Here is a 12,807-nt window from a genome sequence, read left to right on the forward strand (position 1 = left end):
CAAACCGACCGGTCAGCCGCCCAGGCTGGCGGCCGCCGAGGCGATCGCCGAGGAGAAGTAGCTGACCTGGGTGTAGACGCCAGGGAAGTTCGGCCGTGCACACCCGTTGCCCCAGCTCACGATGCCGACCTGGACCAGACCGCTGCCGCCCTGCCGGAACATCGGGCCGCCCGAGTCACCCTGGCAGGTGTCGGTACCGCCGGAGAGCGGACCCGCGCAGATCTCCTCGGCCGCGATGACGTCGCCGTCGTACGCCGAGGGGCCGTTGCAGACCGCGTCGCTGACGAACGGCACGCTGGCCTTCATCAGGTACCGCTGCTGCGCTCCACCCTCCCGGGTGGCACCCCAGCCGGCGACGGTGAACGTGCCGTTGTCGTACGCGGTCGAGGTGGCGATCGGCAGGGTGCTGAGCCCGGTGACCGGGCTGGCCAGCCGGATCAGCGCCCAGTCGTCACCGTTGCCGTTGTAGCCGGGCGCCCGGAGGACGTAGTTGGAGCGGACCTGGATCCGGCTCGACGACTGGAGGTCCACCACGCCCAGCGTGGCGGTGATGCTGGAGTTGCTTCCCGTACTCCCGACGCAGTGTGCGGCGGTGAGTACCAGTCGGGGGCTGTAGAGGGAGCCGCCGCAGCCCATCGAGAGTCGTACCATGAACGGGAACTCGCCCTGCGCGGCGCGGGTGCCGCCGACGACGAAGGGTGTGACGTCGGTGTTCTCCGGTGCGGCGCTGGCCGGGGCGGCCAGGGCGACGCCACCGGCCGTTGCCGCGGCGAACGCGACGGCGGCCAGGCGGGTGAGAATGCGCCAACGAGCCATGGGGGTCCTCTCCGAACATCGATGGCACGCCTTGTGGGCGCGCCTGAGATCACGATGCCGGCAGCGTATGGACCCCCATCGCTATATCGCAATGCGCCGATGTCATCCCGGTTGTGTCATACCACCGGGAGAGGAGGTCGGTCAGCCGCAGCTGTACCGGGGCTCCGCGAGGTACTTCCAGGTGAACTTCTCCCGCTTGACGACCTTCCCGCCCTTGTGGAAGAGCCGGAACGCGTCCTGGGTGAACCCGTCGATCCCGTTGGTGGGGATGCAGGACGGGCCCGGCTGGAGCTTGATCACCTTTGGCTTGGTGATGTTGCGGCGCGCGCTCCACTCCGTGGTCACCCTGTCGTAGACCTTGGTGCTCCAGATCGACACCGTGATCGAGCTGGAGGTGTGCGAGGTGTCGATCAGTACGCCGTGCGGGGTGTCGTTCTTGAACTTGAAGTCGAGGTCCGGCCAGAAGATCGTCGACTCGATGACCGGTGGATAGCGGCTGAACCAGTAGGAGTGCGGCTTGTGCTCCACGTCCTCCAGCCCGGCGTAGTACGTCGCGTTGAAGAGCGTGGTGGTGAACTGTGAGGTACCGCCGCCGACCCCCGGCACCAGCTTGCCGTCGAGGATGACCGGTGCGTCGCGGTAGCCCTGGGCGTAGCCCCGCTCCCCGGTGTGCCCGTTGAGCGAGAAGGTCTCGCCGGGCTTCACCACCGTGCCGTCCACGTCCCGGGCGATCGTCACGATGTTCTGGCTGCGGGGCGAGCCGAGACCGCCGGTGAAGTTGGTGGTGAAGGTGGAGACCCGCTCCTTGATCCCCATCTTGCTCAGGTCCTCGGTGCTGACCTTCGGCTCGACCGGCTTGAGCTGGGCCTGGACCGTACGGCCGTCGGTCTTCGGCAGTACCGCCAGCAGGTCACGGGCCAGCGCGGCGGTGTCCACCTGCGAGCCACCGGCGCCTGCCACGAGCTTCGGCTTGTTGCCCTGGATCGACATGGTGGCGTCCTTCGCCTTCACCTCGACCTTGCCGAGCTGGCTGGAGAGTGCGGCGCGGAGCTTCTTCTCGTCCACCCGGGGCGCGATCTTGCCGGTCTTGTCGGCGGTCAGCACCAGGCTCTTCGCGATCACGGCCGGCGCGATGGTGAGGTTGCCCCGGTCGGTGGTCACGGTGACCGGGCCGGCGACCGCCGGCTTGGCCAGCTCGGTGACCAGCTTGTCGACCTCCTCGGTGGTGGTCGCCGGGTGCGTCTCGACCAGCGGCATCTGCACCGGCTGCCCACGCAGCCAGCCCTCCCGCAACGCCTTCGCCGACTCGTCGGCCCGCAGCCCCTTGCTCGGCTTCGGATAGACCGGCCGGGGCGTCGTACCGCTGAACGTGATTGCCGGCAACGTCATCTGGTGCCCGGTCCGGCCGGCGATCTTCCGCAGCTCGGCGTCGAGCTTCTCCGCGTCGACGCTGACCACCGGCTCGGTTTCCCGGGAGCCGAAGAGCAGGCTCAACGGGCCGGGACGGTGCTCGGCCGCCGCCGCTACGGTCGCCTCGACGTCCACCGCCAGGCCGACCGCGGCCGGCGAGACCTCGCCGGTCTGGTCGCCGACGCGTACCGGGACCGGGGTGGTGAAGGTGCTGGCCCGGGAGTCCAGGTCGGCGCGGAGCGCCTGGGCCGCCTCGGCCCGGTTCTTGCCGCCCAGGTCGACACCGAGCACGCTGGTGCCCCGGGGCACCTCACCGGCGTACGCGTAGCCGGCCGTGGCGCCACCGCTGGCGACCAGCACGGCGACGGCCGCGCCACCGGCGAGAAGTAGCCGACGTAGGCGGCGCCGGGGTGCCGGCTGGTCGAGGGCGTCCGCCGGAGCGGCGGGACCGGAACCCGCGATCGGCGTCTCCCAACCGGCCGAGGTGGCGGTGACGGTCTCCGGGGTACCCCCGACACCGCCGGCCGGGCCGCCGCCGTTCTGCTGCCCGGCAGGCAGGGTGACGGCGGTGATCTGGATGGTCGGGCGTTCCCCGGCGGGCACCGTGACGGCGGCCATCTGCACGGTCGGCTGCTCGTCGGCGGGCACCGAACCTCTCTCAACCTGGACCGCGCGGTGCTCCCGCCCCGCGTCCGACCCCGCTGTCGGTGGGACCGCAGGGGGAGGTTGAAAGATGTTCACCTTGTTGTCGCCGTACTGACTCACGGACACCTCAGCGCGATGCGGCGGGCGTGCACGACAGCCGCCCGGGAGGACCTTGAACCGACTACGGTAGCCAAAACTCGGCCAGAACGGGCGACGGGTCGGCCGGCAGTGGCCTGACCTCGGACTACCGGCGCGGCGCCGGGACCTCGCGATTGACCGAACCCGAGTGGACGATGCCGGGGAAGCGGCGACGATGTCGAGGCGAAAACAGCGAATAGTCCGATCTTCGGCGCGGTACGGCCGAACATCCAGTGTGTTTCGTACACCTGGCAGATCTCGTTCCGCCACCGAGCCCGCATATGCTCCGACCGTCTACCCCCTATCGGAGGCAACTTGATGCGCCGGAACAGACGCGGACGCTCGCTCAAGGCGCTGGGTGTACTGCTCACCAGTGGTGCGCTCGGTGTGACCAACGGAGTAGCGGCATTCGCCGCCGAACCCGTGGCGACGCCCTTTCTCAGTGAAATCCATTACGACAACGTCGGTACCGACACCGGCGAGGCGATCGAGGTCGAGGCTCCGGCCGGTACGGACCTGACCGGTTGGCAGATCGTCCTCTACAACGGCAACAACGGCGCTCCGTACAACACTCGGACGCTTAGCGGGACGGTGCCGGCGGCCGGAGTGGTCGTCGCGACGTACCCGACGGACGGCATCCAGAACGGCTCGCCGGACGCGGTCGCGTTGGTCGCGCCCGACGGCGCGGTCGCCGAGTTCCTCAGCTACGAGGGCGGGATGACCGGGGTCGGCGGGCCGGCCGACGGGCTGGCCGCCGTCGACATCGGCGTGGCCGAGGGCAGCAGCACCCCGATCGGCCAGTCGCTCCAGCGGATCGACGGGACCTGGCGGGGCCCGGCAGCGAACAGCTTCGGCACCCGCAACAGCGGCGGCGACCCGGACCCGGATCCGGACCCGGTCGGCTGCGACACCCCGGCCAGCCACACCATCGCCCAGGTCCAGGGCACCGGCGACGCGACACCGCTGGCCGGTACCCGGGTCACCGTCGAGGGTGTCGTCACCGGCGACCACCGCACCGGCGGCTACAACGGCGTCTACCTCCAGACCGCCGGCAGCGGCGGGCGGGCGCCGGCCGCCGGTACCGCCTCGGACGGCATCTTCGTCTACCTGACCAGCAACGCCGCCAACCACCCCAGCGTCGCCGTCGGCGACCGGGTCCGGGTCAGCGGCACCGCGAGCGAGTTCAACGGGCTTACCCAGGTCAGCATCGCCGCCAAGGCGGACGTGCAGGTCTGCGAGCAGGGGGTCCCGCTGCCGTCGCCGGTCGCGCTCTCGCTGCCGCTGGACGCGCCGGCCCGGGAGTCGGTCGAGTCCATGCTGGTCGCCCCGGTCGGCCAGTTCACCGTCTCCGAGGTCTACAACACCAACCGGTACGGCGAGGTGGTGCTCGCCGCCGGTGACCGTGCCGCGGTGATCCCGACCGACACCGCCCGGCCCGGCACCGACGCCGCCCGCGCGGCAGGGGCGGCGAACAAGCTGGCCCGACTGCTGATCGACGACGGCCGGACCACCAACCTGGCCGACGCGGGCCTGCTGCCGCCGTACCTGGCGCCGGGCAGCCCGCTGCGGGTCGGCGACTCGGTCGAGGCGTTCGGCCCGACCGTGCTGTCGTACGGGTTCAACGAGTGGCGGCTCCAGCCGACCACCCCGGTCAGTGCGGACACCCCGCCTGCCGGCCGGACCACGTTCAAGGTGACCAACCCGCGTACGCCGGCACCCGGCAACGTCGGCGGTGACCTGAAGGTCGGCGCGTTCAACGTGCTGAACTACTTCGTGCACTTCGGCGGCGACGCCCGGGGTGCCGCGAACGAGGCGGCGCTCGCCAAGCAGGAGGCGAAGATCGTCTCGGCGATCAACGCGCTCGGTGCCGACGTGGTCGCGCTCCAGGAGATCGAGAACTCGGTCCGGTTCAACGCCGCCGACCCGCAGCAGGCGCTGAAGCGGCTCGTCGCCGCGCTGAACACGGCGGCCGGGGCGGGCACCTGGGACTACGTGCGTACCCCGGCGGAGCTGCCGGCCGCGACCCAGCAGGACTTCATCACCACCGCGATCATCTTCAAGCCGGCCAAGGCGCAGCCCAAGGGTGCGTCCCGGTCGGTCAACGACGAGACCGTGTGGTTCAACGCCCGGGAGCCGATCGCGCAGACCTTCACGGCCGGCGCGACCACCTTCACCGTGGTGGCCAACCACCTGAAGTCGAAGAGCAGCTCCGACTCGGCGACCGGCGACAACGCCGACAGCGGGGACGGCCAGGGCGCGTTCAACGGCGACCGGGTCCGCCAGGCCCGCGCGCTGACCGCCTTCGTCGACCAGCTCAAGGCCGACAGCGGCAGCGACCAGGTGCTGATGCTCGGCGACTTCAACGCGTACACCCAGGAGGACCCGATGAAGGTCCTCTACGACGCGGGGTACGTCGACCTGAACGACACCGGCAAGGCCAGTTACGTCTTCGGCGGCGAGTCCGGCTCGCTGGACCACGCGGTCGCCTCGGCGTCGCTGAAGGAGCGGGTCACCGGGGTCGACGTCTGGCAGATCAACGCACACGAGTCGTACGCCTTCCAGTACGACGGGCACCCGGCGTTCTTCGCCGCGGACCCGTACCGGGCCAGCGACCACAACCCGATCGTGGTCGGCCTCCAGACCGGGGCGACCGGCCCGGTCGACCTCCAGTTCCTCAGCGTCAACGACTTCCACGGTCGGCTGGAGTCGCCCGGCAACGCGCCGGACGGCCGCCCGGTCGGCGGAGCCGCCCAGGTCGCCGGCCTGGTCGACCAGCTCCGCGCGGAGAACCCGAACACCGCGTTCGTCTCCGGTGGCGACAACATCGGCGCCTCCACCTTCATCTCGGCGATCGACGAGGACAACCCGACGATCGACGCGCTGAACGCGATGGGCCTGGCCGCCTCGGCGGTCGGCAACCACGAGTTCGACAAGGGCATCGCGGACCTGACCGGCCGGGTGACCGACCGGGCCGACTTCCCGCTGCTCGGTGCGAACGTCTACCGGGGCAACGAGCGGGCGCTGCCGGCGTACTCGGTCAGCACCGTCGGCGGGGTGCGGGTCGGCTTCGTCGGAGTGGTGACCGAGCAGACCGGCTCGCTGGTCAGCCCGGACGGCATCGCCGGGATCACCTTCCGGGAGCCGGTGGCCGAGGCGAACGCCGTGGCCGCACAGCTCAAGGACGGCAACCCGGCCAACGGCGAGGCCGACGTGGTGGTACTGCTCACCCACGAGGGCGCGGCGACCGAGAACATCAACTCGGCCGAGGCGCTGGCGAACGACCCGGTCTTCGGGAAGTTCACCCGGGCGGACGCCACCATCGACGCCATCTTCAGCGGGCACACCCACCAGCCGTACGCCTTCGAGGTGCCGATCCCCGGCACCGACAAGCTGCGGCCGGTCGTGCAGGCCGAGGACTACGGCAAGCGGCTGGGCAAGGTCGAGCTGACCTTCGACCCGGCCACCGGTACGGTCACCGCGGCCGACGCGCAGCTCGTCGACGTGGTCGGCGCGCCGCAGCAGCCGGCGGTCGCCGAGATCGTGGCGGCGGCCAAGGCCCGGGCCCAGGAGCTGGGTCAGCGTCCGCTCGGCTCGATCACCGCGGACATCAAGCGGGCGTACAACGCGGCCGGCAACGAGGACCGGGGCAAGGAGTCGGTACTCGGCAACTTCGTCGCCGACGTGCAGCTCGCCGGGACCAGTGCGGCCGGCCGGGGCGGGGCGCAGATCGCGTTCATGAACCCGGGCGGTCTCCGGGCCGACCTGCTGTACGCCCCGGACGGGGTGGTCAGCTACTCGGAGGCGTTCTCGGTACAGCCGTTCGCCAACGACGTGGTGACGAAGACGTACACCGGGGCCCAGATCAAGCAGGTACTGGAGGAGCAGTGGCAGCCGGCGGGCGCGTCCCGGCCGGTGCTCTGGCTGGGTGTCTCGAAGGGCTTCGGCTACACCTACGACCCGGAGGCCGCACAGGGCTCCCGGATCACGTCGATGTCCCTGAACGGCACGCCGATCAGCCCGACCGGCACCTACCGGGTGACGGTGAACTCGTTCCTCGCGGCCGGCGGGGACAACTTCACCACCCTGGCCACCAACGTCGACCGGGTCACCACCGGTGACAACGACCTGACCATGCTGACCAACTACCTCGCCGAGAACTCGCCGGTCACCGCAGACCCGGCACCGCGCTCGGCGATCGGCCAGCCCGGCCCGGAGTGCACCACGACGATCACCGGTCGGTACAACCGGCCGCTGACCGTCTTCTCCGGGCTCACCTGCCTGGAGAACGCGACCGTCTCCGGTCCGGTGACGGTGCTGCCCGGCGCGTCGCTGCTGGCGACCGGGGGCAGCATCTCCGGTCCGGTGACCGCCACCGGCTCGGCGCAACTCACCCTGAGCGGTACCACGGTCTCCGGCCCGGTCTCGGTGGTCGCCGCGACGGGTCCGGTGCTGGTCGAGCGGGGCAAGGTGAGCGGTCCGGTCTCTGTCACGCTCAGCAGTGGCGGGGTACGGGTCGACACCGTCACCGTCTCCGGCCCGGTCTCGCTGGTCGGCAACTCCGGCAGCCAGCCGGTAGTGGTCGCCGGCAACACCATCAGCGGACCGCTGAGCTGCGTGGGCAACTCCCCGGCACCGGGCAACGACGACCGGACCAACACGGTCCGGGGCCCGAAGTCCGGGCAGTGTGCCAGGCTGTGAGCGACGGTTTTCTGTACTGACCGACAGTTGAGTTGACGCATCGCGACTGCGGGTCCGGAGCCGGTCACCGGTTCCGGGCCCGCAGTCGTCTGTGCTGACGTGCCCCGGGGCGGGAGCCGGGCCCGGGGCGGGGAGGACGAGGGTGGACGGCTACCAGCCCGTACGGCTGCCGACCGGTGCCGGCGCGACGTCCCGGGACGACCTGGTGGCCGGCGTGACCGGCTGGGCCCGGTCCCGGCCGCTGCGGGACCTGGTGGCCGCGTTCGGCGACGAGTTGCCCGACCGGCTCGCCCCGGCCGAGCTGCTGGGCTGGCTGGACGACTTCTCGGCCCGGCACTGGGACTTCCGGAGCCGGCACGGTGCGGTCGAGCGGGACGAGATGGCCGAGACGCTGCTCGATCCCGCCGTCGCCGACCTGGTCCGGTCGGCCGCCGAGGCGCTCGGGCTGGCCGGTCCACACCCCGTCCCCGGCCGGCGGTACGACCACCTGCTGGTGCTGGGCGGGCTGGCCCGGTCCTGCCTGCAGCGGACCGCCTACGCCGCCCGGCTGGTCGAGACCGGCACCGTCGAGGCCGGTGAGATCGCCGCGCTGGGCAGCTTCCGCCCGCTCCGCCCGATCGAACTCGACCGGCTGCACATCTCCGCCGACCAGCACTCCGCGCGGCTGGACGGCGGTTGCCTCGACGGCGGTTACGAGGTGGACGCGATGGAGTTGGGCATCCGGGCCGCGTTCGGCTGTCCGACCGCCGTCGAGCAGCGGCGCTCGGCGGGCGGGGTCGACCACCACTCCTGGTCGGTCGCCGTCTACCGGCCGGCCGCCCGGCCCGTGGTGCGGGTACTGGCGGCGCCGTCGACGGAGCCGGCGACCCGGCGGGCGCACACCTCCGACACGTACCACTTCTGGGCGGCGGAGTTGGGGCCGGCGAGCGGGGACCGGGTACTCGTGCTGACCTCGCAGATCTACGTGCCGTTCCAGCACTGCGACGCGATCCGTACCCTGAGTCTCGGCTACGGATGTCAGGTGGACACGGTGGGGCTGGCCCCGGATGTGCTGCCGGAGTACGGGCCGTCGGAGCCGTTGGGCGCGGACCGGTACCTCCAGGAGATCCGGTCCACCATCCGGTCGATACGCAATCTGTTGGGCGTACTCGGGTAATTGCCACTCGGGACGTACGCGCCGACCGGCACGGCAATGCACGGTCGGGTGTGGACGGCAAATCGGATTACTCGCCCGGACCGTGCTACATCATGGCTTTACAAGCGCCGAACCGCCGGATCGTCGGAGTGTGACTGGCCTAACGGTCCAACTTGGGCCGGAAAACCGAACCGGGGCAGCGCGCTCAATAAAGGAACCCTTAAAGTTACTCCGGCGTCGCCCCACGGGGGGCCAACCGTTCCCTATCTGGGTAGTGCGACGCGTTTCTGTTGCGAGGAGTCCCCTTGCCTCCACGTTCTATTTCACGGCCGCTGGCGCTTGCCTCGGCCGTCGCGCTCAGCGCCACCACCGCCGTTGTCGGTGCCACGGCGGCGCAGGCCAGCCACCCTGGTAACGGCAGCGTGCTGAGCGCCAGCAACGGCACCAACACCATCAGGTTCAACAACGGGTCCACGCTCCGGCTCAACACGGGCGACCCGACCGTCACCACCGCGACCGGCGCGGCCTGGGCGCCCGACGGCAGCCGGGCGATCTTCGCCACCGAGAACGGCGAGATCGCGACCATCCGCCACAACGACGGCGGCAACTACTGGTGGCTCTCTCCGCCGCCGGAGGACAACGGGCCCGTCATCCGCTACCGCGACCCGGTCTACCGCAGCGAGGGCATCGGTGTGCTCTGGTCGGCCAAGGAGCCGGGCTCGCCGTGGCGGATCGAGGCGCAGGTCGCCTCGGGCGGTTTCTACCCGCGCCAGCTCACCCCGGCCGACGGGCGGCACTACCTCAACCCGGACTCCGGCCCCGGTGCGCTCTTCGTCTACCAGTCCCAGGGCGGCACGGTCGACACGCCGTCCGGTACGTCGCAGGTCGGCGTCTTCGACGGCGACAGCTTCGACACGATCCTGGACGACGCGACCAACCCGTCCATCTCGCCGAACGGCAAGCGGGTGGCGTTCGTCCGCGGCGGCCAGATCCATGCCGCCAACATCGACGGCAGCGACGTCATCGCGATCACCTCGAACGCGGTCGCCCACGACCACCCGACCTGGTCGCCCGACGGCAACACCGTCGCGTTCACCAACGGCACCGGCGTGGCGACCGCGCCGGCGAACGGCAGCGGAGCGGCGAACCCGACCGTGGTGGCCGGCCTGTCCGGCACACCGTCATACCAGCCGCAGCGGCGCGACACCGTGGCCCGGCTCGCCGGGTCGAACCGGTTCGGCACGGCGACCGCCGTCTCCCAGGCGCACTGGGCGACCGCGTCCGACCAGAACGACCCGCGTCAGTTCGCCGACGCGGTCGTGCTCTCCCGGTCGGACCTGTTCGCCGACGCGCTCGGTGGTGCGGCGCTGGCCGCCGCGAAGCAGGGTCCGCTGCTGATGACCCCGCCGACCGCGCTGACCGCGGCTGCCGAGGCCGAGATCCGGCGGATCCTGCCCACCGGCAAGACCGTCTACCTGCTCGGCAGCACCGGCGCGATCTCGACGACCGTGGAAAACCGGGTCAAGGCGCTGGGCTACCAGGTCAAGCGGCTCGCCGGCCAGAACCGGTACGACACCTCGATCACGATCGCCAACGAGGTGAACCCGAACCCGGACTACGTGCTCGCGGCGACCGGCGCGGACTTCCCGGACGCGCTCGCGGCCGGAGCGGCGGCCGGCTCGTTCAACCTCCCGGGTAGCGGCTCCTCGGCGGTGGTCGTCCTCACCAACAACAAGACTCTGCCGGCCGGGACGAAGACCTACCTCGACCGGGTCCAGTCGACGTCGCTGATCTTCGGTATCGGCGTGCAGGGCGCGACGGCGACCGGCCCGTACGACCCGATCCCGGTGGCCGGGGACAACCGTTACCAGACGGCGCTCTTCGCCGCCTGGGTGTTCTTCGGCGGCACGGACTACGCCGGTGTGGCGACCGGGGTGAACTGGCCGGACGCGCTCTCCGGCGGTGCCCTGATGGCGACGATCAACGGTCCGCTCCTGCTCACCCGGGGCAACCAGTCCGGGCTCTCCATCGAGCCCGAGGTCTTCCTCGACGAGCACAGTGGATCCCTGGACACCGCGCTCATCTTCGGTGGGACCGGCGTCGTATCGACGGGGCAGCAGGCGCCGATCGGCGCCTGGATCAGCGGTCCGGGCGGCTACACCGTGGTGCAGAACCCGACCAACGTCGGGATCGTCGGCCTCCCCCGGGGCACGAGCGCCCAGGCGGCGACGGCGGCGGAGCCGAGCCGGGTCCGTACCGCCGAGGAACTGAAGGCGGCTGCGGCCGGGCTGGAAGAGCGGCTCGCGCAGCACTGATCCGGTGATGCGATGACGAGAGGGCCGGTCTGGTGACCGGCCCTCTCCGCGTCCCGGGACGCCGCCGTCCCTGTTCCCGCCGCCGTCCCTGTCCCCGCTGCCGGCCTCGTCTCCGCCGCCGGGGACCCGGGTTATCCGGCGCTCTCCTCGATCGCCTGCCGGAACACCCGGGAGCGGTGCGCGTAGTTGTCGAACCGGCCGTAACTGGGCGCGGCCGGGGAGAGCAGCACCACCCCGCCGGCCGGGGTACGCTCCCGGCCCAGCCGGACCGCCTCGGGCAGGTCCCCGGCGCTCAGCGTGGTGATCGTCTCCAACTCCTCGACGACGTCCAGGATCCGGGGCCCGCTGTCGGGGATGCCGATCAGGGTGGCCACGATCTCCTGCTCGGCGAGGAAGTCGCGCAGCGGCCCGTAGTCCACGCCCCGGTCCTCACCGCCGACGATCACCGTCAGCGGACGGCTCGCGTACGCCTCGATGGCGTGGATCGCCGACTGCGGGATCGTCGAGAGCGAGTCGTCTACGAAGGTGATCCCGGACGGGTCCTCGATCGGGGTGAGCCGGTGCTCCAGGACCGGCAGCGTAGCCAGCGCGGCGGCGAGCCGGTCCCGTTCGGCGAGACAGTCGACGCCGACCGCCCGCAGTGCGGTGAGCGCGACGCAGAGGTTCCATTCGTTGTGCCGCCCGACCAGCGGCAGCGCGGCACGCGGAAAGAGCTGCTGGTCCCCCAGGCGTACCCAGCGGGTGCCGTCGGGGTCGGCGGCCACCTGGACGGTCGGCTCGTCGGTGGCGGCGGCGATGGCCGAGCCGGCCGGGAGCAGGGGCAGTCCGGGCCGGGTCGCGAGTTCGGTGCGGAGCCGGTCGTCGTGCGCGTTGAACGCCACCCACCGGGGCCGGTGGTCGACGAGGTTCAGCTTGTGCCGGTAGTACTCCGCCTCTCCGCCGGCCCAGTCCAGGTGCTCCGGGGCGAGCGAGGTGAGTACCGCGACCTCGGGCGAGTCGGTCAGGTCGGCGCACTGGTACATCGAGAGTTCCAGGACGTACCGTTGCGCGGGCGGCAGGTCGAGCACCGGTACGCCGATGTTGCCGCCCATCACGTTGGGCCGGTCGACGGCGGTGAGCAGGTGGCTGATCAGGTTGGTGGTGGTGCTCTTGCCCTTGCTGCCGGTGACTCCGATGGTGCTGGCCGCGTGTTCGGCCATCCACAGCGCCGTACCGCTGGTGATCGGGACGCCGCGCTCGCGCAGGCTGACCACCCAGGGGTGGGTCTCGCCGATCACCGGGGACCGGACCACCACGTCCGAGCGGAGCAGCACGTCCAGCGCGGCGGGGCCGGTGTGCAGCGGCGCCAGCTCGGCGAGCCGACCCGTCCAGGGCTTGGCGGCGTACGTCTCCCGGTCCATCACCGCGACCAGTTCGGCCGGCCCGACCGGGGCGATCGCGTTGATCGCCGCCACGCCCTCCCGGCCGGTGCCCCAGACCGCGACCCGACGGCCGCGCAAATCCGCCAGCTGCACCTGACAACTCCCTCCGGTACGCGCCCAAACTCTAGTCCCGGCGTCCGGTCCTCCGGGTGGGGACGTCGACCCCGGGTCTGCGGGCCGGGCTCGGGCTGCCTGCCCAGCCGGGCTCGCGCTTGCCTGCCCAGCCGGT

At 71.3% G+C, this 12,807-nt stretch carries 6 protein-coding genes; 3 read left to right on the forward strand and 3 right to left on the reverse strand.

The annotated features are described in order from the left end of the window. Positions 1-12: 12 nt before the first annotated feature. Together Pma05_RS12670 and Pma05_RS12675 are read right to left on the reverse strand one after the other, a co-directional pair. The gene (locus Pma05_RS12670; protein ID WP_203857581.1) at positions 13-816 is read right to left on the reverse strand and encodes a S1 family peptidase; all 804 of its coding nucleotides are present in this window, start codon (positions 814-816) and stop codon (positions 13-15) included. 141 nt (positions 817-957) lie between these two features. Beyond that, positions 958-2,844 carry a VanW family protein gene (locus Pma05_RS12675; RefSeq protein ID WP_203857586.1) on the reverse strand — a complete coding sequence of 629 codons (1,887 nt, stop codon included), beginning with the start codon at positions 2,842-2,844 and terminating at the stop codon, positions 958-960. A 483-nt stretch (positions 2,845-3,327) separates the two neighbouring features. On the opposite strand from Pma05_RS12675, the gene Pma05_RS12680 reads away from it, so the two are divergent. The 3 genes from Pma05_RS12680 (at position 3,328) to Pma05_RS12690 (ending at position 11,157) form a co-directional block, all read left to right on the forward strand. Then, positions 3,328-7,707, forward strand: coding sequence for an ExeM/NucH family extracellular endonuclease (locus Pma05_RS12680; protein WP_203857582.1), 4,380 nt, complete (start codon positions 3,328-3,330; stop codon positions 7,705-7,707). Positions 7,708-7,849: 142 nt separating this feature from the next. Continuing rightward, entirely contained in the window at positions 7,850-8,863 is a 1,014-nt protein-coding gene (locus tag Pma05_RS12685; RefSeq protein WP_203857583.1) for a hypothetical protein, read from the forward strand. A gap of 284 nt (positions 8,864-9,147) precedes the next feature. After that, positions 9,148-11,157, forward strand: a complete 2,010-nt coding sequence (locus Pma05_RS12690) for a cell wall-binding repeat-containing protein (protein WP_203857584.1) — start codon at positions 9,148-9,150, stop codon at positions 11,155-11,157. 131 nt (positions 11,158-11,288) lie between these two features. Here the strand turns inward: Pma05_RS12690 and murD are convergent, their stop codons facing one another. Beyond that, positions 11,289-12,671 (reverse strand): UDP-N-acetylmuramoyl-L-alanine--D-glutamate ligase, encoded by a 1,383-nt coding sequence (gene murD, locus Pma05_RS12695; protein WP_203857585.1) that lies wholly within the window; start codon positions 12,669-12,671, stop codon positions 11,289-11,291. Positions 12,672-12,807: the final 136 nt, after the last annotated feature.

The organism is Plantactinospora mayteni (assembly GCF_016862935.1).
GTDB lineage: Bacteria > Actinomycetota > Actinomycetes > Mycobacteriales > Micromonosporaceae > Plantactinospora > Plantactinospora mayteni.